Origin of the sequence: Kitasatospora sp. NPDC059646 (genome assembly GCF_042734615.1) — a bacterium.
Classification (GTDB): Bacteria; Actinomycetota; Actinomycetes; order Streptomycetales; family Streptomycetaceae; genus Kitasatospora.
In genome coordinates this window covers 122,350-141,554 of record NZ_JBHWDS010000016.1, presented here as the reverse complement: position 1 = coordinate 141,554, position 19,205 = coordinate 122,350, and the positions used below count along the sequence as shown (strand labels likewise).

General features: G+C 69.5%; 16 protein-coding genes, 1 tRNA gene and 1 pseudogene. 7 read left to right on the top strand and 11 right to left on the bottom strand.

Going from position 1 to position 19,205, the window contains the following annotated elements:
• Positions 1-120 precede the first annotated feature (120 nt).
• From ACFV1L_RS14490 to dnaK, 4 genes are all read right to left on the bottom strand, one after another.
• A complete protein-coding gene (locus ACFV1L_RS14490) occupies positions 121-642 on the bottom strand; it encodes a heat shock protein transcriptional repressor HspR (RefSeq protein ID WP_380365792.1) in 522 nt (173 codons plus the stop codon).
• A gap of 7 nt (positions 643-649) precedes the next feature.
• Complete coding sequence (gene dnaJ / locus ACFV1L_RS14485; protein ID WP_380365790.1) at positions 650-1,798, bottom strand: molecular chaperone DnaJ; 1,149 nt, start codon at positions 1,796-1,798, stop codon at positions 650-652.
• Positions 1,799-1,934: 136 nt separating this feature from the next.
• Positions 1,935-2,525, bottom strand: a complete 591-nt coding sequence (gene grpE / locus ACFV1L_RS14480) for a nucleotide exchange factor GrpE (protein ID WP_035864274.1) — start codon at positions 2,523-2,525, stop codon at positions 1,935-1,937.
• Positions 2,522-4,369, bottom strand: a complete 1,848-nt coding sequence (gene dnaK / locus ACFV1L_RS14475; protein WP_380365788.1) for a molecular chaperone DnaK — start codon at positions 4,367-4,369, stop codon at positions 2,522-2,524. The genes grpE and dnaK overlap by 4 nt, the downstream gene beginning before the upstream one ends.
• 305 nt (positions 4,370-4,674) lie before the next feature.
• On the opposite strand from dnaK, the gene ACFV1L_RS14470 reads away from it, so the two are divergent.
• From ACFV1L_RS14470 to ACFV1L_RS14455, 4 genes and pseudogenes are all read left to right on the top strand, one after another.
• Positions 4,675-6,888, top strand: coding sequence for a (Fe-S)-binding protein (locus ACFV1L_RS14470; RefSeq protein WP_380365786.1), 2,214 nt, complete (start codon positions 4,675-4,677; stop codon positions 6,886-6,888).
• Between the two features lie 247 nt (positions 6,889-7,135).
• Positions 7,136-8,209 (top strand): annotated as a pseudogene (locus tag ACFV1L_RS14465) (sugar phosphate nucleotidyltransferase); the annotation flags it as partial.
• A gap of 173 nt (positions 8,210-8,382) precedes the next feature.
• Complete coding sequence (locus tag ACFV1L_RS14460) at positions 8,383-9,333, top strand: YIP1 family protein (RefSeq protein WP_380365784.1); 951 nt, start codon at positions 8,383-8,385, stop codon at positions 9,331-9,333.
• Between the two features lie 95 nt (positions 9,334-9,428).
• Positions 9,429-10,322 carry a metal-dependent hydrolase gene (locus ACFV1L_RS14455; protein WP_380365782.1) on the top strand — a complete coding sequence of 298 codons (894 nt, stop codon included), beginning with the start codon at positions 9,429-9,431 and terminating at the stop codon, positions 10,320-10,322.
• Positions 10,323-10,415: 93 nt separating this feature from the next.
• On the opposite strand, the gene dcd is transcribed toward ACFV1L_RS14455, so the two are convergent.
• Positions 10,416-10,991 carry a dCTP deaminase gene (gene dcd / locus ACFV1L_RS14450; protein ID WP_380365781.1) on the bottom strand — a complete coding sequence of 192 codons (576 nt, stop codon included), beginning with the start codon at positions 10,989-10,991 and terminating at the stop codon, positions 10,416-10,418.
• Positions 10,992-11,083: 92 nt separating this feature from the next.
• A complete protein-coding gene (locus ACFV1L_RS14445) occupies positions 11,084-11,284 on the bottom strand; it encodes a hypothetical protein (RefSeq protein WP_380365779.1) in 201 nt (66 codons plus the stop codon).
• Positions 11,285-11,441: 157 nt separating this feature from the next.
• Here ACFV1L_RS14445 and ACFV1L_RS14440 point away from each other — a divergent pair.
• Positions 11,442-11,515: transfer RNA gene (locus tag ACFV1L_RS14440), tRNA-Gly, on the top strand.
• Between the two features lie 78 nt (positions 11,516-11,593).
• On the opposite strand, the gene ACFV1L_RS14435 is transcribed toward ACFV1L_RS14440, so the two are convergent.
• The 4 genes from ACFV1L_RS14435 to ACFV1L_RS14420 are packed head-to-tail and all read right to left on the bottom strand — an operon-like array spanning position 11,594 to position 14,869.
• A complete protein-coding gene (locus ACFV1L_RS14435) occupies positions 11,594-12,721 on the bottom strand; it encodes a tyrosine-type recombinase/integrase (protein WP_380365777.1) in 1,128 nt (375 codons plus the stop codon).
• Positions 12,721-12,942 (bottom strand): excisionase family DNA-binding protein, encoded by a 222-nt coding sequence (locus tag ACFV1L_RS14430; RefSeq protein WP_380365776.1) that lies wholly within the window; start codon positions 12,940-12,942, stop codon positions 12,721-12,723. The genes ACFV1L_RS14435 and ACFV1L_RS14430 overlap by 1 nt, the downstream gene beginning before the upstream one ends.
• On the bottom strand, positions 12,927-14,342 hold the full coding sequence (gene repSA, locus ACFV1L_RS14425) for a replication initiator protein RepSA (RefSeq protein WP_380365774.1): 1,416 nt from the start codon (positions 14,340-14,342) through the stop codon (positions 12,927-12,929). The genes ACFV1L_RS14430 and repSA overlap by 16 nt, the downstream gene beginning before the upstream one ends.
• A gap of 11 nt (positions 14,343-14,353) precedes the next feature.
• Positions 14,354-14,869 carry a hypothetical protein gene (locus tag ACFV1L_RS14420; RefSeq protein ID WP_380365773.1) on the bottom strand — a complete coding sequence of 172 codons (516 nt, stop codon included), beginning with the start codon at positions 14,867-14,869 and terminating at the stop codon, positions 14,354-14,356.
• 196 nt (positions 14,870-15,065) lie between these two features.
• Here ACFV1L_RS14420 and ACFV1L_RS14415 point away from each other — a divergent pair, with 196 nt between their 5' ends.
• On the top strand, positions 15,066-15,833 hold the full coding sequence (locus ACFV1L_RS14415) for a GntR family transcriptional regulator (RefSeq protein ID WP_380365771.1): 768 nt from the start codon (positions 15,066-15,068) through the stop codon (positions 15,831-15,833).
• Between the two features lie 7 nt (positions 15,834-15,840).
• Positions 15,841-16,599, top strand: coding sequence for a protein phosphatase 2C domain-containing protein (locus ACFV1L_RS14410; RefSeq protein WP_380365769.1), 759 nt, complete (start codon positions 15,841-15,843; stop codon positions 16,597-16,599).
• Positions 16,600-17,001: 402 nt separating this feature from the next.
• On the opposite strand, the gene ACFV1L_RS14405 is transcribed toward ACFV1L_RS14410, so the two are convergent.
• Positions 17,002-18,783 (bottom strand): AIPR family protein, encoded by a 1,782-nt coding sequence (locus tag ACFV1L_RS14405; protein WP_380365768.1) that lies wholly within the window; start codon positions 18,781-18,783, stop codon positions 17,002-17,004.
• Between the last annotated feature and the right edge of the window lie 422 nt (positions 18,784-19,205).

The window sequence follows — 19,205 nt, the reverse complement described above, 5'->3', positions numbered from 1 at the left end:
CACCCGGGACGGTCCGCCGTGCCACCCGGGAACCACCGACGGATCGCCAGACGCACTCTCTCATCATGGCAAAGCCGCCGATACCCCCCGGTGGGCAGGGATGTCGGCGGCTCGCGGGCCTCAGCGCTTCGGGCGCCACACCACCAGGGCGCTGGACTGCTGGACCTGCTGGTACGGCACCAGGTCCCGGCGGTAGGAGGCGTGCACGGCGGCCTCGCGCTGCTGGAGGGTGGCGGCGGCGCCCTCCAGGGCGTCGACCAGCTCGGACACCCGGGACTGCAGCGCGGCGACCTGGTTCTCCAGTTCGATGATCCGCTTGATGCCGGCCAGGTTGATGCCCTCGTCCTGGGAGAGCCGCTGGACCTCGCGCAGCTGCTGGATGTCCCGGGCGGAGTAGCGGCGGCCGCGGCCGGCGGTCCGGTCCGGGCTGACCAGGCCGAGCCGGTCGTACTGGCGCAGGGTCTGCGGGTGCAGCCCGGACAGTTCGGCGGCGACCGAGATCACGTAGACCGGGGTGTCCTCGGTCAGCACGTACGTCGGCGGGCCGGCGGGGCGGGCGCGCCCGGCGCCGGGCAGGCCCTCGCCGATGCCGGCGCCGATCCGGCCGTCGGTGCCGTGCGGGCTGTCGGGGTGGGGACTCATCGGGATCTCACGCTCCCTCCGCCGCCTTGAAGAGGGCGGCTCGCGGGTCGTCCGAGGCGGTGGCCTCGCGGTACTGCTCCAGTGCGCTCAGTGCGTCGCCGCTGACGATCTTGGGAACGGCGACCTCGACGGTGACCAGCAGGTCGCCACGGGTGCCGTCCTTGCGGGTGGCGCCCTTGCCGCGGGCCCGCATGGTCAGGCCGTTGGCGCTGCCCGGGGGCAGCTTGAGCTTCACGGCCGGGCCGTTCAGCGTCGGCACCTCGATGGTGCCGCCGAGCGCGGCCTCGGGGAAGCTGACCGGCACCGTCACGGTGAGGTTGTCGCCCTTGCGCCCGAACACCGGGTGCGGGTCGACGTGCACGGTGACGTACAGGTCGCCGGGCTGGCCGCCGCGCTCGCCCTGGGCGCCCTTGCCCTTGAGCCGGATTCGCTGGCCGTCCTGCACGCCGGCCGGGATCCGGACCTGCATGGTGCGGGCCGAGGCGGCCCGGCCGCTGCCGTGGCAGACGGTGCACGGGTCGTCGACGATCATGCCGCGGCCCTTGCAGTCACGGCACGGCTCGGACAGCGCGAACGCGCCCTGGCCGCGGCTGACGGTGCCGGCGCCGACGCAGGTCGGGCAGACCCGGGGGGTGGTGCCGGCCTTCGCGCCGGTGCCGGCGCAGGCGCGGCAGGCGGCCTGGGAGGTCATCCGCAGCGGCACGGTCGCGCCGTCCACGGCCTCCTCGAAGTTCAGCGTGACCTCGGTCTCGACGTCCGCGCCGCGGCGCGGCTGCGCGGTCTGCCGGCCGCCGCGGTTGAACAGGCCGCCGAACACGTCGCCGAGGCCGCCGCCGCCGGTCGCCCCGCCGCCGCTGAACAGGTCGCCGAAGTCGAAGCCGCCGGCGCCGCCCGCTCCGCCGGGCCGGAAGCCGCCGCCGGCGAACAGCGAGCGCGCCTCGTCGTACTCCTTGCGGCGCTTCTCGTCGGAGAGGACGTCGTACGCCTCGGAGATGTCCTTGAACCGCTCCTCGGCCTTGGCGTCGCCCTTGTTGGCGTCCGGGTGGAACTCGCGTGCCAGCTTCCGGTACGTCTTCTTGATCTCGGCGGCGGTGGCGTCCTTGGGCACGCCGAGGACCTTGTAGTAGTCCTTCTCCACGTAGTCCTTAGCGCTCATGGCCTTTGACCGCCACCTCCCGTAATCCTGAAGTCTGTTGGTGAAGCGTGTTGTTGTGAAGAGCCCGGGATACGGCGCTGCGGAGCCGGCCGCCGTACTGGACGACGTACGACTCCGCAGCGCACGGGGACTCTACTCAGCTGTCGGACGAGCCGTCAGCCTTGTCGCCGTCCGGCTCGCCGGTGGTCTGGGTGCCCGGCTGGGGCTCCGCGACCGCGACCATCGCCGGGCGGATGATCCGCTCGCCGATCCGGTACCCGGGCTGGAGGATCTGCACGCAGGTGTCCTCCGTGACGTCCGACGAGTAGCTGTGCATCAGCGCCTCGTGGATGGTCGGGTCGAAGGGCTCGCCCTCCTTGCCGAACTGCTGCAGCCCGAGCTTGGCGACGACCGTCTCCAGCGACTCGGCGACGGACTTGAAGCCGCCCGTCACCTCGCCGTGCTCGCGGGCGCGGCCGATGTCGTCCAGCACCGGGATCAGCGACTCCACGATGTTGGAGACCGCGATCTCGCGGACGGTGGCCCGGTCGCGCTCGACCCGCTTGCGGTAGTTCTGGTACTCCGCCTGGAGGCGCTGCAGGTCGGCGGTGCGCTCGCCGGCCTCGCGCTTGGCGGCGGCCAGCTCGTCGGCACCCGCGCCCGAGACGGCCTCTTCGGCGGCCTTCAGCACGGCTTCCTCGGCGGCGGAGTCGTCGCCGGGCTGCTCGCCCTGCGGCTTCTCCGTCATGCCGCACCGCCCTTGGGCTTCTCGTCGTCGACGATCTCGGCGTCGACCACGTCGTCGTCCTTGGCGCCGGCCTCGCCGGCACCGGCCGCACCGGTGGCCGCACCCGCGCCGTCGGCCTGGGCGTAGAGCGCCGCGCCGAGCTTCTGCGCGGTGGTGGAGACCTTCTCGGTGGCGGTGCGGATGGCCGCGATGTCCTCGCCCTTGAGGGCTTCCTTGAGCTCGCCGATGGCGGTCTCGACCTCGGTCTTGACGTCGGCCGGGAGCTTGTCGGCGTTGTCGGCGATGAACTTCTCGGTCGAGTAGACGAGCTGCTCGCCCTGGTTGCGGGTCTCCACGGCCTCGCGGCGCTTGTGGTCCTCCTCCGCGTAGCGCTCGGCCTCCTCGCGCATGCGGTTGACCTCGTCCTTCGGCAGCGAGGAGCCGCCGGTGACGGTCATCTTCTGCTCCTTGCCGGTGCCGAGGTCCTTCGCGGCCACGTGCATGATGCCGTTGGCGTCGATGTCGAAGGTGACCTCGATCTGCGGCAGGCCGCGGGGGGCCGGCGGCAGGCCGGTCAGCTCGAACATGCCGAGCTTCTTGTTGTACGCCGCGATCTCGCGCTCGCCCTGGTAGACCTGGATCTGCACGGAGGGCTGGTTGTCCTCGGCGGTGGTGAAGATCTCGGAGCGCTTGGTCGGGATCGTGGTGTTGCGCTCGATGAGCTTCGTCATGATGCCGCCCTTGGTCTCGATGCCCAGGGACAGCGGGGTGACGTCGAGCAGCAGGACGTCCTTGACCTCGCCCTTCAGCACACCGGCCTGCAGGGAGGCGCCGATGGCGACGACCTCGTCCGGGTTGACGCCCTTGTTGGCGTCCTTGCCGCCGGTCAGCTCCTTGACGAGCTCGGCGACGGCCGGCATGCGGGTCGAGCCGCCGACCAGGACCACGTGGTCGATCTCGGACAGCTGGATGCCGGCGTCCTTGATGACGTTGTGGAACGGGACCTTGCAGCGGTCCAGCAGGTCCGAGGTGAGCTGCTGGAACTGGGCCCGGGTGAGCTTCTCGTCCAGGTGCAGCGGGCCCTCGGCGGAGGCCGTGATGTAGGGCAGGTTGATCGAGGTCTCCGAGGAGGAGGACAGCTCGATCTTGGCCTTCTCGGCGGCCTCGCGCAGACGCTGCAGGGCCATCTTGTCCTTGGACAGGTCGACGCCGTGGCCGGCCTGGAAGACCTTCACCAGGTGGTCGACGACGCGCTGGTCCCAGTCGTCGCCGCCGAGGTGGTTGTCGCCGTTGGTGGCCTTGACCTCGACCACGCCGTCGCCGATCTCCAGCAGGGAGACGTCGAAGGTGCCGCCACCGAGGTCGAAGACCAGGATGGTCTGGTCGTCCTTGTCCAGGCCGTAGGCCAGGGCGGCGGCGGTCGGCTCGTTGACGATGCGCAGGACGTTCAGGCCCGCGATCTCGCCGGCCTCCTTGGTGGCCTGGCGCTCGGAGTCGTTGAAGTAGGCCGGGACGGTGATGACGGCGTCGGTGACCGTCTCGCCCAGGTAGGCCTCGGCGTCCCGCTTGAGCTTCTGCAGGACGAAGGCGGAGATCTGCTGCGGCGTGAAGTCCTTGCCGTCGATGCCGATCTTCCAGTCGGTGCCCATGTGGCGCTTGACCGAACGGATGGTCCGGTCGACGTTGGTGACCGCCTGGCGCTTGGCGACCTCGCCGACGAGCACCTCGCCGTTCTTGGCGAAGGCGACGACGGACGGCGTGGTCCGAGCGCCCTCGGCGTTGGTGATGACCGTGGGCTCACCGCCCTCAAGAACACTGACGACGGAGTTCGTCGTACCGAGGTCGATGCCGACCGCGCGTGCCATCGTGAATACCTCCGGGGAGAAGTTGAGCAGTACAGGCTCAAGGATGCATGACCGGATCGGAAGCGTCAACACCTTTGAGTCTGGCGCGCTCAACTTTACTGAGCGCTTATGTCGCCGGCTGCTTGGAGGGGCGTTCCGGGGTGCTCCGGGCGGGTGAGTCTGGGCTTAGTGACTGCCGCCATACCTTGAACATCTTCTGGGTGGGTGTTAACGCGCGGTAATGTCCGGCGCGTCGACCCTGAAAGTTACCGACCAGTACACTCTGGGGAAGACTTCGGACCAAAGCCGCTGGAGACGGAGAGCCGATGCAGCTAGCAGCGATCGTCATCTCGCTGGTCACCTTCGTGATCGGCACCGCGCTCGCCGCCCGGGCGGCGCTGTACATCTACAAGGTGGTGCGCACCGGCTCCGCCGACAGCACCCGATTCGGGCAGCCCGCGCAGCGCGTGGCCACCGTGGCCAAGGAGTTCCTCGGTCACACCCGGATGAACCGGTGGGGCGTGGTCGGCGTCGCGCACTGGTTCGTCGCGGTCGGCTTCTTCTCGCTGGTGCTCACCCTGGTCAACGCGTTCGGCCAGCTCTTCGACGCCGAGTTCGCGCTGCCGGTCATCGGCCACTGGCTGGTGTGGAACGTCTTCGTCGAGCTGATCGGCACCCTGACCACGCTCGGCATCGCCACCCTGATCGTGATCCGCCTGCTGAGCCTGCCCTCCCGGGCCGGCCGCAAGTCCCGGTTCGCCGGCTCGATCGCCTGGCAGGCGTTCTACGTCGAGTACACGATCCTCGGCATCGGCATCTGCATCATGATGCTGCGCGGCCTGGAGGGCGCCCTCGAAGGCGTCACCTCCTACGACCCGACGTACCTGATCTCGTACCCGATCGTCGCCGCGTTCGAGGGCACCGCCCACGGCACCCTGGTCAACCTGATCTACCTGTTCGCGATGCTGAAGATCTGCATCTCGTTCGCGTGGGCCATCACCATCGGCATCAACCCGTCGATGGGCGTCGCCTGGCACCGCTTCCTGGGCTTCTTCAACATCTACTTCAAGCGCGAGGAGGACGGCGGCACCGCGCTGGGCGCCCTGCGCCCGATGACCAGCAACGGCGCCCCGATCGACTTCGAGGACCCGGCCGACGACGCGGTGTTCGGCGTCTCCCAGGTCGAGCACTTCTCCTGGAAGGGCATCCTCGACTTCTCCACCTGCACCGAGTGCGGCCGCTGCCAGTCCCAGTGCCCCGCCTGGAACACCGGCAAGCCGCTGTCGCCCAAGCTGCTGATCATGAGCCTGCGCGAGCACGCCTTCGCCAAGGCCCCGTACCTGCTGGCCGGCGGCGGCAAGGACATGGAGGGCGAGGAGAAGGCGTCGAGCGAGCAGCTCGCCGGGGTGCCCGCGGCGGCCCTCGCCGAGGCCGAGCGCCCGCTGATCGGCACCGCCGAAGAGGGCGGCGTCATCGACCCGGACGTGCTGTGGTCCTGCACCACCTGCGGCGCCTGCGTCGAGCAGTGCCCGGTCGACATCGAGCACATCGACCACATCGTCGACATGCGCCGCTACCAGGTCATGATCGAGAGCAACTTCCCGACCGAGGCCGGGACGATGCTCAAGAACCTGGAGAACAAGGGCAACCCGTGGGGCCTGGCCACCAAGGCGCGCCTGGACTGGGTCAAGGAGCTGAAGAAGGAGACCGGCATCGAGGTGCCGGTGATCGGCGAGGACATCGACCCCGCCGAGGTCGAGTACCTGTACTGGGTCGGCTGCGCCGGCGCCCTGGAGGACCGGGCCAAGAAGACCACCAAGGCCTTCGCCGAGCTGCTGCACACCGCGGGCGTCAAGTTCGCGATCCTCGGCAAGGAGGAGACCTGCACCGGTGACTCCCCGCGCCGCCTCGGCAACGAGTTCCTGTTCCAGATGCTCGGCGCGCAGAACGTCGAGACCCTGAACGCCGCGCTGGAGGACGCGCCGACCAAGCGGATCGTCGCCACCTGCCCGCACTGCTTCAACACCATCGCCAACGAGTACCCGCAGCTCGGCGGGCACTTCGAGGTCATCCACCACACCCAGCTGCTGCAGCACCTGATCGACGAGGGCAAGCTGCTGCCGGTCAACCCGGTGGAAGGCCTGATCACCTACCACGACCCGTGCTACCTCGGCCGCCACAACAAGGTCTACACCCCGCCGCGCGAGATCATCGGCAAGGTGCCCGGCCTGCGCAACGAGGAGATGCACCGCCACAAGGAGCGCGGCTTCTGCTGCGGCGCCGGCGGCGCGCGGATGTGGATGGAGGAGCGGATCGGCAAGCGGATCAACAACGAGCGCGTCGACGAGGCGCTGTCCCTCAACCCGGACATCGTCTCCACCGCGTGCCCGTTCTGCCTGGTGATGCTCTCCGACTCGGTCAACGGCCGGAAGAACGAGGGCGCCGCCAAGGAGCACCTGAAGGTCGTCGACGTCGCCCAGCTGCTGCTGGAGTCCGTCAAGGCCGTGCCCGCCGAGGACGCGGAGCCGGTCCAGGCCTGACGCCCCCAGCTCCCCGGACCCCGGACGCCCGCTGCGGCTCCGGGGTCCGGGCGTCCGCGGCCGCACACCTGCCCGACCAGGGGCAGTGGGTTTGACACGCTGTTCGAGCAAATAGAGTATGCGGCGGGGCCGGGTAAAGAACCGGTTCCGTCGACGGCCACCTGATGCTGGCCCGACACAGTCACCGAGCGAGCGCACCGGACCCTGTCGAGCCGGGCCGCCGGAATCTGACCAGGGGAGATAGGACATGACCGAGGCGATCATGTTGGTCGGCGGCAAGGGCACCCGGCTGCGCCCGTTGACCACGCACACGCCGAAGCCCATGCTGCCCGTGGCCGGTGTTCCGTTCATCGCCCACCAGCTGGCCCGGGCCGCCGCCGCCGGCGTCACCCGCGTGGTCCTCGCCACCTCGTACCTGGCCGACGTGTTCGTCGACCACTTCAAGGACGGCAGCCCCTACGGCCTCGAACTGGTCTACCTCACCGAGGACGAGCCGCTGGGCACCGGCGGCGCCATCCGCAACGCCGCCGCCGGCCTGACCTGCGGCCCGGACGAGCCGGTGCTGATCTTCAACGGCGACATCCTGTCCGGCCTGGACATCGCCGCGCTGCGCGACGAGCACACCGCCTCCGGCGCCGACGTCACCCTGCACCTCACCCGGGTGGCCGACCCGCGCGCCTTCGGCCTCGTCCCGACCGACGAGAACGGCCGGGTGCTGGCGTTCCTGGAGAAGCCCGAGACCCCCGAGCAGATCGTCACCGACCAGATCAACGCCGGCTGCTACGTCTTCACCCGTTCGGTGATCGACCGCATCCCGACCGGCCGCGAGGTCTCCGTCGAGCGCGAGACCTTCCCCGAGCTGCTCGCCACCGGCGCCCTGCTGCGCGGCGTCGTCGACACCTCGTACTGGCTGGACCTCGGCACCCCCGCCGCCTTCGTCCGCGGCTCCGCCGACCTGGTGCTCGGCAAGGTCGACTCCCCGGCCGTCCCCGGCCCCACCGGCGAGGCCCTGCTGCTGGCCGGCTCGCACGTCGACCAGGCCGCCGTGCTGAGCTCCGGCACCGTGGTCGCCGCGGACGCCGAGATCGCTGCCGGCGCCATCGTCGAGGGCAGCGTGGTGCTCCAGGGCGCCCGGATCAAGGCCGGCGCGTACGTCAAGGACTCCATCGTCGGCGCCTACGCCGAGATCGGTGAGCGCTGCTCGCTGGACGGCGTGGTGATCGGCGACGGCGCCGTCCTGGAGGCCGAGAACGAGCTCTCCAACGGCCTGCGGATCGCCTGCGGCACCCGCCTGCCGGTCGGCGCGGTGCGCCTGTCCGCCGGCCCCGGCGGCTGCGAGGCCGGCCTGACCAACGCCGCCGCGGTGCACGCGCCCGGCACCCGCGTCGCCGGCTGACCGACCGGCCGCGCAGCCGCGTCACAGGACGGCTGCAATCCGGTCGCGCCACCATGATCACCCGACGACGGGTCAGCCCTTGCGGGTACCGTCGAGGCGTGGCTGGCAATCGACACGACGACGGACGGGGTGCCGACCCCCGGCACGGCTGGACGGCACCCCGACCGGGCACCCCGCAGGGCGACCCGTACCCCGGCACGCCCACCGGCGCCCCCGAGTACTTCACCGCCCCGACGCCCGGCTACCCCGCGGCGCCCGGCGACCGCTACGGCGACCAGCCCGGCCACACCAGGGCCTTCGCGGTCGGCGAGCAGCCGTACGGGGAGGAGCCCTACCCGGCGGCGCCGTACCCCGGGGCGCCGTACCAGGGCGGGGCGTACGAGGAGCCGTACGGCGGCGACGGCTACTACCCGCCCCCGTACGACCAGGACGGCCCCGGCTACCCGGCCGAGGACAACGTCGCCGTCTACCGGGCCGGCGGACAGGCCGCGCCGCACCTCGGCGGGCCCCGGCTGCCCTGGCGGGAGCTGCTCACCGGGATCTACCGCCGCCCCAGCGCCACCTTCGACCGGATGCGCGACCACCAGGTGTGGCTGCCCGCGCTGTGCGTGTCGCTGCTGTACGGCGTGCTCGCGGTGTTCGCCCTCGACAGCACCTACGACCAGGTGGTGCACTCCACCTTCGCGGTCGCGCTGTGGGCGATCGCGGGCGCGGCGATCGGCTTCACGGTGGCCGGCGGCATCCTCAGCGCCGTCACCCACGTGCTGGCCAGGCAGTTCGGCGGCGACGGCCCGTGGCGGTCGACGGTCGGCCTGGCCGTGCTGGTCAGCTGGACCACCGACGCCCCGCGGCTGCTGCTCGCGCTGTTCCTGCCCGCCGACAACCTGGTGGTGCAGGCCGTCGGCTGGGCGACCTGGGTGGGCTGCGCGGTCCTGCTGACCACCCTGGTGCGGCGCGTCCACGACCTGCCGTGGGGCAAGGCGGCCGGTGCCGCGGCGGTGCAGCTGCTCGCGCTGCTGGTGCTGATCAAGCTGCCCACGCTCGGCTGACCCGGGCACCCGACCGGGCCGCGGCCGTCCGGATGGTGGGATTTTTGTAGGGTGGGGTGTTCGGCCCACCCTCAGATCCCGTCCGGAGTCCGCGCATGAGCCTGCCCACCACCCACGTCAGCTTCCCGGCCGGGGCGGTGACCGGCGCGTCGCCGATCCTCGCCGTGCACGCCCTGCCGGACGGGCGCACCGCCGTGGTCACCGAAGCCACCCCGTTCCACCCCGTCGACCACACCTGGCCCGACCAGCCCGCCGACCTCGGCACCCTGACCGTCGACGGGGTCGCGCACCCCGTCGTCGACTGCCTCACCGGCGCGCAGGGCCCGGACGGCGAGCTCGCGGCCGGTGCGGACATTCCGGTGCGGCGCGGCGACGAGGAGTGGTCCTGGCTGGTGCTGCACGTGCTGCCCGCCGGCGCGCTGGGCCCCGAGGCCGTCGGACGCACCGCCGAGCTGGCCGTCGACGCCGACCGCCGCGCACTGCTGTCCGCCGCGCACACCGGCTGCCACCTGCTGGCGCTCGCCCTGAACGCGGCGCTCGCCCCGCGCTGGCGCAAGGACCCGGGCCGTGCCGACGCCTTCGGCCACCCCGACTTCGACAGCCTCGCCATGGACACCTCGGTGATGGACACCGAGGCCAGCACCGACACCTACCGGATCGGCAAGTCGCTGAAGAAGAAGGGCTTCACGGTCGACGCCACCGAGGAGTTCCCGGCCCTCGCCGAGGCGCTGCCCGCCCTCACCGAGGACGTCAACGCCCGCCTCGCCGCCTGGGTCGCCGCCGACGCGTCCGTCCGGATCGACGTCCCCGGCCCCGAGCTGACCGCCCGCCGCCGCTGGCACGCCGAGCTGCCGGACGGTGCCGCGGAGATCCCCTGCGGCGGCACCCACCTCCACCGGCTGGGCGAACTCGCGGAACTCCGCACCGAGTTGACGCTGTCCGAGGACGGCACCGTGCTGGTCGCCCGGACCAGCCCCAAGCGCGCCTGAGCCCGGACGCCCGGGCGATCCGGGCAGGAGCGAGGGCCGGTCCCGTCCTGCGGGGCCGGCCCTCGTGGTGTCCGTGCGCTCTGCCGAGGCGGATCAGACCCGGGTGCGGTGGAAGTTCAGGTACGAGCGGGACGGCGTCGGGCCGCGCTGACCCTGGTAGCGGGAGCCGTAGCGCTCCGAGCCGTACGGGTGCTCGGACGGCGAGGAGAGCCGGAACAGGCACAGCTGGCCGATCTTCATGCCCGGGTAGAGCTTGATCGGCAGCGTCGCCACGTTCGACAGCTCCAGCGTCACGTGGCCGCTGAAGCCCGGGTCGATGAAGCCGGCCGTCGAGTGCGTCAGCAGACCCAGCCGGCCCAGGCTGGACTTGCCCTCCAGGCGCGAGGCCACGTCGTCCGGGAGCGTGATCACCTCGTAGGTGGACGCCAGCACGAACTCGCCCGGGTGCAGGATGAACGCGTCGTCGCCCTCCGGCTCGACCAGCCGGGTCAGGTCCGGCTGCTCCTCGGAGGGGTCGATGTGCGGGTAGCGGTGGTTCTCGAAGACCCGGAAGAACCGGTCCAGTCGCACGTCGATGCTCGACGGCTGAACCATCGACGGCTCGAACGGGTCGATGACGACCCGCCCCTTGTCGATCTCGGCACGGATGTCATTGTCAGAGAGCAGCACGCCCCCGAGGGTACGTGCCGAGGGGCGGGCGCCCAAAAGCGCCCGCCCCTCGGACCAGCCCGATCACCCGCCCGGGCGGGCGGCCGCGCCTCCTACCGCCGCGACCCGCGGGCCAGTTGGGACGCCGAGAGCTCCGACAGGTCCGCCGGCACCGAACTCCGCAACCGCCCGCACCCCGGGCACCTCAACAACCGACCCGGCCCCAGCCGCCCCGCCTGCAACTGCTGCATCGGAAACGCCGCCGTACTGAACACATGCCCCTCGGCACAACGAACCACGGTGCGCTGTTCCATCGGTCCCCTTCCCACAGTTCCGCCGACAGCGTCACATTAGGGGATCTACCGGACACCACCCCACGAGGCTCGCCGCCACCCCGCACCCTGCACCTCGCGCCCCACCCGATGGGGTACAGTGGTCCTTGATCGAGCCGTCCCTGACGGCCCGTCAGCTGCGGGCGTAGTTTAATGGTAGAACATGAGCTTCCCAAGCTTAGAGCGCGAGTTCGATTCTCGTCGCCCGCTCCAGCAGAAAGCCCCAGGTCACCGACCTGGGGCTTCTTCGTTGTCTGGACCAATTCCGGGACCGCGTGTCCCCGGCGTGCCCTATGCCCACTCCGAGGGGTCCGTGCCCCCGCCGAGCTGCCGAGCGATCTCGGCGTCCATGCCGTCGGCGATCTTCCGATCCCGCTCGCTGGTCGCGTGCTGGTAGATCAGCGCGGCCCGGACCGAGGCGTGTCCCATCCTGGCCATCAGCTCCTTGAGGCTGGCACCGGTCGAGGCCGCCAGAGTGTTGCCGGTGTGCCGCAGGTCGTAGAAGCGGAAGCCCGGCAGGCCCGCCTTCACCCGGGCCGCACGCCAGATGCGCCCGAAGCTGGTGCGGCGGAAGGGGGCCCTGCGTTCACCCACAAAGAGGAGGCCGTCCGGCTCCTTCTCCGCGAACAACTCCAGATGCAGCCGGGCGTCCGGGAGCATCGCGGCCGGCATCGTGATGGTCCGCTTGCCCGCCTCCGTCTTGGTGTCACCCGGGGCGCGACGGCCGGTATTCAGCTCGGGCGCCGCCATCCGGACGCGCACCGTGCCTGCGACCAGATCGAGGTCCGACCGCCGCAGCTCGGCCAGCTCTTCCGGACGGAGCGTGGTGAAGGCCCCGAGCAGCACCATCAACCGCCAGCGCGGCCCGACCAGTTCGGCCAGCTCGTAGACCTTCTCGATGGACGCGGTGCCGCGTTCGGGCGCGCTCTCCTTTCCCGCACCTTTGATCCGGCACGGGTTGCGGCGGATCAGTTCGTCGTCAGCCGCCGTTGCCATGATGGCCTTGAGCAGCCGGTACGCCTTCGCCGTGGTGGTCGCCTTGCCGCTGGCCAGCAGCTCGGCCCGCCAGGTACGGACGCGCGGGGGCGTGATCTCGTCCAGGTCCCACGCGCCGAGGACGGGGACCAGGTGCAGCCGGAGCAACCGCCGGTAGAGCTCCTCCGTGGTTGGCATCAACCCGCGCTCGGTGATCCACGCTTCGGCGTACTCGGCGAAGTTGACCGCCCCGGCATCCGGATCGCGCCAGTCCTGCTTGCGGATCGAGGTCTGCACCTCGGCCAACCAGTCATCCGCGTCCGCCTTGGTCTCGAACGTCTCGGGCGCCGGGCGGAGCACGCCGTTCGGGTCGAGATACCGAGCCTGGAACCGACCGGACGGCAGCTTCCGAATCCGGCCGAACTGCCGGCGCTTGCCCGCCATCAGGCCACCACCCGCATGCGCCGGGTCCGCCGGGGGACGGCCTGGACGGTGTTGGCGGCGATGTACTCGGCGAGGGCAGCCGCAGGGATGCGGACGTGGCGGCCGACCTTCACGAAGGCGATCCGCCGTTCGGCGACGAGGCGACGGGGGAAGCGCTCCCCGCTGGTCTCCCAGGTGCCCAGGACCTCGGCGGCCTCCTTGACCGTCAGCAGTCGGTCCATGCCAGTTCCTCCCCCTCTCGCGCGAGTTGCGCGTGCAGCTCCTGTCGGTCGGTGGTGCGGCGTTCGTTCAGGTCCCGGGCGATCGAGGCGGCGAGCATGGATTCGCCAGGGGAGTTGCCTGCTCCGGCGAAGGTCCAGTGGGCGACGATCAGGGTTTCGGCGTCGGGCAGGTCGTCCAGGTCCGGGAGCCCCTGGGCGAGGAGGCGTTCGCGGAGATCGGCGCGGGCCTGTTCGGCGCGGAAGTCGGCCCGGACTTGGCGCAGGGCACCCAGGGTGGTCGAGTAGCTGGGCGACTTGGACGAGAAGTGGCCGCGGAAGCCGAGCATGTGCGACCAGTGCGCCAGCAGCCGATCCGGGTAGAGCGGGTCGAGGTCCCAGCAGGCTTCGATCAACCGCCTTGTGTGGTCAGGTAGTTGGTGGCGGTCGAGTTCGTGGCGCTCCAGGATGCGGCGGTCCACGGTCTCGGTGGTCTCCGCTGATTTGGTGGCGTACTTGGCGACGTAGGAGGCGACGGCCCGCTCCGAGATCTCCCCGGTGGCGAAGGCCCCGATGGGGCGGACGTCCACCTGCGTGCCCCACTTCAGGACGCGGGCGGGCTGGTCGCCTGCGGCGGTGACGGGGACGCCGGCGCGGTGGGCGGCAGCGCGGATCGCGGCGTCCAGGAGCGCGACGGTGGCCCAGGAGGGCGGGGGTGTGTCGGGGCCGTCGGGTCCGTCGAGGCGGATGACGGCGTGGAAGTGGACCGCGCCCCGGCGCTGGTACTCGGCGACCTTCCCGAAGGAGACCTTGGCCTGTTCCTTGAAGTCGCGTTGGGTGAGTCCGGCCATCTTGGCCAGGGTGCGGAAGAGGTAGACGGTGAAGCGCCGCCACAGGTCGGGGGCGTGGTTGTTCCAGAGCACGGCGTGCGCGTAGTCGTAGGCGTCGGGATCGAGCGGGGTGCCGAGGACGGGTGCGCCGGCGGGGTGGGCGGTGCCGCAGCGGCAGACGCCTTTGTCGGGGCGGTTGTGGACCGGGCCGAAGGACGGGGCGGTGAGGGTGGCGAAGACGCGGGGGTGCTGGCGCACGGTGGCCGGGACGCCCTTGGTCTCGTCGCCCGCGAGTCCGGCGCGGATCAGGTGGTAGGTGTCGGCAGAGTAGGTGCGGGCGCAGGCCTGGCAGCGGGAGGCACGGCGGTTGCCGCAGGCCAGCTTGAGCCGGTGGCCGGGTTCGTGGTCGGTGGAGTAGCGGTGCCACACCGTGCCGGTGGGGGCGTGGGTGAGGGTGCGGAAGCCCTTGAGGTGGATGGGGTTGGCGCAGCCGCCGGTGCGGCGGAGCTGTTCGGTGAGCTTGGGCAGGTCGCCCCGGGCGGCGAGGCGGGCGAGGTCGGCTAACGCGAGGTGGTCCGCCGTGTCGGGGGGCATGGGTGTGCGGATCATGCGGCGACCGCCAGCAGCGGCGTGGCGGTGGTGGGGTGGTCGTGGGCGGGGCAGGAGGTGGGCATCCCGTTGACCAGGGTCAGGGTGCCGGAGCCCTCGCAGGGGCAGGCGTTGATCAGCGGTCGCCGGTAGTGGATGTAGCCAGGCTCCAGGCGCTCGGGGTGACGGTCGTTCAGGTACTCGCTCAGCAGCCAGCCCAGGCTCTGGCACTTGCGGATGCGGCGCATCGAGGGGAACCGTGAGCGGTGGTCGGCCAGCACCGCCGGGGTCTCCAGGTCCTTGCCGTACAGCCACCAGAACCCGTACAGGCGCTGCCCCCACTCCACCAGCCGCTCCATGCCCAGCAGTTCCAGGCCCTCGGCCGCGTGGTCGGCGAGCACGGAGGGGGCGGACTTGGCCGAGCGGTCGATCACGAGCGAGGACACGTACAGCGCCACCCCCAGTTCGGAGATGTTCAGTCCGACCAGCGGGTCGGTGGCGAGGGCGGGCACGGCGCGCAACGAAGCGGGCATGATGGTGTCTCCCTTTCGAGGGAAGCCGGGAGCGGCGGTTCTGCTTGGCGGTAGGTGCGCCGCTCCCGGGCATGGCTAGTAACGGCAAGAGCTTGCCGTCGGGATCACTGCCTCACTAGTGAGGTAGTGATTAGAAGTTAGACCTGCACCCGTTCAGGGTCAATACCTCACTAGGGAACTGCGCTACTCTGGCGTCATGAGCATCAATCCCACCGACCCCCGCTCGCCCTCGCGGCAGATCGCAGACTCCCTGCGCGACCGGATCATCAGCGGTGAACTGGCCCCGGGGGCAGCGCTGCCGTCCGAGCGCGAGATCGTGGCCGAGTTCGGGATCGCTCCCCAGACCGCCCGCCAGGCCGTGTCCCTGCTCAAGGCGGAAGGACTCGTCGTCGGAGTCCGAGGCAAGGGTGTCTTCGTCCGTGAGAAGCCCCCGATCATCCGGGTGGGCTCGGACCGCTTCGCGCGGCACCACCGGGACTTGGGCAAGGCGGCGTTCCAGGCCGAGGTGGAGTCCGCCGGCCTCCAGTGGCGACAGGAGATGCTGGAACTCGCCGAGGTGCCGGCACCGGCGTGGGTCGCCGAGTGGTTCGGGATCGAGCCCGGAGCGCTGGTCTTCGTCCGGCGCCGACGCACCTGGATCGAGAACTACCCCACCCAGCTCGCCGACAGCTACTTCCGCCTGGAGGACGTCGAGGGGACGGCTGTCCGCGAGGAGAACACCGGCCCCGGCGGCAGCTACAAGCGGCTGGAGGAGAAGGGCCACCGGCTCACCAAGTTCCGTGAGGAGATAGAGGCCCGGATGCCGACGCCGGAGGAGAGCGCCGCCCTGCGCCTCGTCCCCGGTACCCCTGTCGCCGAGCTCCACCGGATCGCTTTCGCCGGGGACACCCCCATCGAGGTCTTCAAGTCCGTGATGGCAGCGGACCGCCACGTCTTCGCCTACGAGTTCCCCGCCCCCGAGTAGGAGCACCGTGCAGATCAGCTACACCTGCCAGCCGAGTCCGGACGTGCAGGCCAACGAGGACTTCATCCTTGCCGCCGAGCACTTCGTCATCGTCCTGGACGGAGCCACCGCCAGCGGCCTGCCCTCCGGATGCGAGCACAACGTGTCCTGGCTGGCGAGCCGCCTTGGAGGCCAACTCGCCTGCGTGCTGATCGAGAACCCGGGACTCGTTCTCACTGAAGTGCTGCGCGAAGGGATCGTCCGGACCCGGGGCCTGCACGCGCAGTGCGACCTCACCAACCCGAACAGCCCCTCCAGCACGGTCGCCATCGTGCGCGAGCACAACGGGCAGTTGGACTGCCTCACCCTCGCGGACTCCCCGATCGTGGTCCGCACCCACGGCGGCGAGGTGACGGCCGTGTTCGACGACCGGACCTCGCACCTACCGGCCTACGACCGAGTCTCCCTGAGCGTCCTGCGCAACACGGACGAAGGCTTCTGGGTCGCCAGCACCAAGCCGGAAGCAGCAGACCGCGCCGTCACGGCGAGCTTCTCCCTGGCGGACGTCGAGAGCTTCGGCATGGTCACCGACGGCGTCTCGCGGCTCGTTGAGCGCTACGGCTGGACCTGGGAGCGACTGCTCGACACGCTCGCCAAGCAGGGCCCTGAACAAGCTGTCCAGGCCATCCGTGAAGCCGAGTTGGCAACCGAGCCCGGGACCTTCCGAGGTAAGCGTCATGACGACGTGACAGCCGTCTACGGCCAGCCCGAGCCCGGCGGGGAGTAGATCAAAAGGCAGAGGTAGTAGAGCTGTTACGAGTTTCGCTACTTCATCAAGGCGCGCACAGCGCGCCAGCGCGCGGCCCTGGCCGCTCGCCGACGCTCCTGTCTTCGCCCCGCTCCGGCGGCGCCCCGGCCGCGCCGGCGGACGGACGGCAGAGAGGGCGGAGCCCAGAACCCCGCCGGGGCTGGGGGCGGGCGGCTCCACGGTTTTACCCACCTGCCAGGACCGGGACCCGCACCGAGCAAGACCGGGGGGCCACTCGGCCAAATTGCGGTCAGGCCCAACAGCCCTGACCGAGTCGCAGCAGCTTACGGCCCCCCGATCATGCTCGGACCCAGACCAGACAGGACACCGGCCAAAACCGCTCCACCACCCGCGAGCGTCCGCCGCCGCGCCGATCAACCGCTACGAATACTTCACTTTGCGAGCAAACTCCGCATAGCTGTCCTCGTTTGATGCTGCTGTAGCTTCAACCATTGCCTGGAAGTTGGTAATAGCGGAAGCGACGCGGTCTGCACTCTTGAGGCCGCCAGATACGGCATCGGTGAGCTGATGTGCGAAGGGAAGGCAGCTCGCTACAATTGGCTTCCAGATCTCTTCTGCCGCCTTTGGGCCGACATTATCCGAGAAATGCAGCGAGAAGCGATCGGGAATGGCGGATCCGATGATGGTCTCAAGGCACTCAGCTACCGCTGAAACCATCAGATGGATTGCCCCGCGCTGGCGAAAGTAGGACATGTGTCGCGCTTGCGCGGCCGTTCGCTGGTCGTCAGGAATCTGGGAAATCTCAAGCTTCGCGCTCTCAACTGCCCTCAGCAGCGAGTAAGTGAATACGACATGCCTTGCAGTTGTCTTCTCGTTGTAGAACTGGGCATAGACGCCATCTTCGTCCCAGATGCGTCGCGTGTCGTTATAGGCGATGTTGGGCTTCCCGTGGAAAGCTGCAAGCGCCTGTGCGACTGTCGAATCCGGAAGGAGGTTTCGCGACCTCTCGATTGCATCCTTTGTGCCGCCGCGACGCCCACCCCGGTAGTCCGAATCCGGGATCGTTTCAAACTCCTTTCGAAGGCGGTCCTGTACGGCGTCCTTGCTGCGGAAGTCGGAGGCTTCCACCTTGTTCTGGGTGTTGTTGTACTTGACGATGTCAGCCAGCACGTCGGGGTCGTCACACTTGACGAACCTGGCCATGATCCAGGTGTCTCCGAGCCGCTCCGCCTCCGCCTCGCCGAGCGTGCCGATGGATCCCGTGGTCTGGGCGCCGTTAATGATGCCCATTCCAGAAATCTCCAGGTGGGCCGTGTCCCCGGGAGAGGCCGGCTCCTGGTGAGAGAAAGAGTTCACGAGAATCGTCAGGCCGTTGTTGTAGACCCAGAAATTCTCAGGCATATCGCGGGCAGTATTCTTGATGCCATAGTTGATGTTGCGCTCGGATCGAACGATTCCGAGATAGTCGCGGACGTTGGGGGACATCAAATCGGATTCATGCTTTTTCCACAGGTCGCGAAGCCATGCCCCCTGTACTGAAGTGCAGAATGAGTGCCACTTCTCGCCGCTTGCCTCGAATCCGCCTTGGATCGGGATCCGGAAGGTCTCGGTGACTGAGATTGGATTCCGAGTCCGCAAATAATACTCTTCGAGGCGCGCCTGGCCGATTTCCGATGCGGAAATGGATGTGGTTCGAGCATTGGGGAATTCGCTAGAAATTAGGGCCTTGGCCGTGTGGGCCACTTGGTCCAGCTCGGTGCGCACATTGGTGGACTCGGGGAGATTGTGACAGTACCAGATGTCGAATTCGCGGACCTTGTCCGCCCGAAATGCCTCTCGGACTTCCTCGGCGGCGTATCGCAGATTCTCCGGCAATCCTTCTAGTGGACCCTTCAGCAGCCATGTTACGGCTGTGTTCAGGTCGCTCGCCTTATTGGCGGGGGCCTCCTTGCTGTTCTTCTGGGTGAAGTAGGCTTGCCCGACAATGACTCGTTCTCGGTCCAGATCGACGTAGACGAGGTCGCACTTCTTGTCATTATTGCCGTCTGTGAGCGCTGTCGCGGCTACCGAGTGGATGTCGTCAATCCCAAGGCTCAACTGGAGAGCAAACAGGATGAGCCCGTTATCCCCGTAGGCCTGTAGATCGTCACGACCTGCAAAAGCAGAGAACACTGTTAGCGGCGTCGCGTCAGCTGCAGTCATGTGCGCATGCTATGACGTCGGGTGCCTGGCGCTCCGGAGATTCGTCAATCTCGCCCAGGGCTTCATGCCCAGGTCAACAGGGTGCGGCCCGAGGAGGATGGAACTTCATGCTGGGTGCCTGGGAGTCCGCGTGGCACCGTCGTCCAGACGAGTACCTGGCAGGCCCGGCGGTGACCTGATAGAGCGTGACGGTTGGCGGCGTGCCCCAGCCGTGCCCTAAGTAGTGGGGACACGCGGTCAATGGCGGTCAACAGTGCCCCTTGACGGCGAGGTCACGCCAGGGCTGCTGCCCCCGTAACCGCAGGTGGTGGGTGTGTGGGCCGTGGCAGTGAGCGAGATTCCCAAGCTTAGAGCGCGAGTTCGATTCTCGTCGCCCGCTCCAGCAGAAAGCCCCAGGTCACCGACCTGGGGCTTTCTCGTGT

Excerpts from the sequence above, each read along its gene's own strand:
- ACFV1L_RS14490 (WP_380365792.1), bottom strand. The coding sequence starts at position 642 with ATGAGTCCCCACCCCGACAGCCCGCACGGCACCGACGGCCGGATCGGC.
- dnaJ (WP_380365790.1), bottom strand. The coding sequence starts at position 1,798 with ATGAGCGCTAAGGACTACGTGGAGAAGGACTACTACAAGGTCCTCGGC.
- grpE (WP_035864274.1), bottom strand. The coding sequence starts at position 2,525 with ATGACGGAGAAGCCGCAGGGCGAGCAGCCCGGCGACGACTCCGCCGCC.
- dnaK (WP_380365788.1), bottom strand. The coding sequence starts at position 4,369 with ATGGCACGCGCGGTCGGCATCGACCTCGGTACGACGAACTCCGTCGTC.
- ACFV1L_RS14470 (WP_380365786.1), top strand. The coding sequence starts at position 4,675 with ATGCAGCTAGCAGCGATCGTCATCTCGCTGGTCACCTTCGTGATCGGC.
- ACFV1L_RS14455 (WP_380365782.1), top strand. The coding sequence starts at position 9,429 with ATGAGCCTGCCCACCACCCACGTCAGCTTCCCGGCCGGGGCGGTGACC.
- ACFV1L_RS14445 (WP_380365779.1), bottom strand. The coding sequence starts at position 11,284 with ATGGAACAGCGCACCGTGGTTCGTTGTGCCGAGGGGCATGTGTTCAGT.
- ACFV1L_RS14435 (WP_380365777.1), bottom strand. The coding sequence starts at position 12,721 with ATGGCGGGCAAGCGCCGGCAGTTCGGCCGGATTCGGAAGCTGCCGTCC.
- ACFV1L_RS14430 (WP_380365776.1), bottom strand. The coding sequence starts at position 12,942 with ATGGACCGACTGCTGACGGTCAAGGAGGCCGCCGAGGTCCTGGGCACC.
- repSA (WP_380365774.1), bottom strand. The coding sequence starts at position 14,342 with ATGCCCCCCGACACGGCGGACCACCTCGCGTTAGCCGACCTCGCCCGC.
- ACFV1L_RS14420 (WP_380365773.1), bottom strand. The coding sequence starts at position 14,869 with ATGCCCGCTTCGTTGCGCGCCGTGCCCGCCCTCGCCACCGACCCGCTG.
- ACFV1L_RS14415 (WP_380365771.1), top strand. The coding sequence starts at position 15,066 with ATGAGCATCAATCCCACCGACCCCCGCTCGCCCTCGCGGCAGATCGCA.
- ACFV1L_RS14405 (WP_380365768.1), bottom strand. The coding sequence starts at position 18,783 with ATGACTGCAGCTGACGCGACGCCGCTAACAGTGTTCTCTGCTTTTGCA.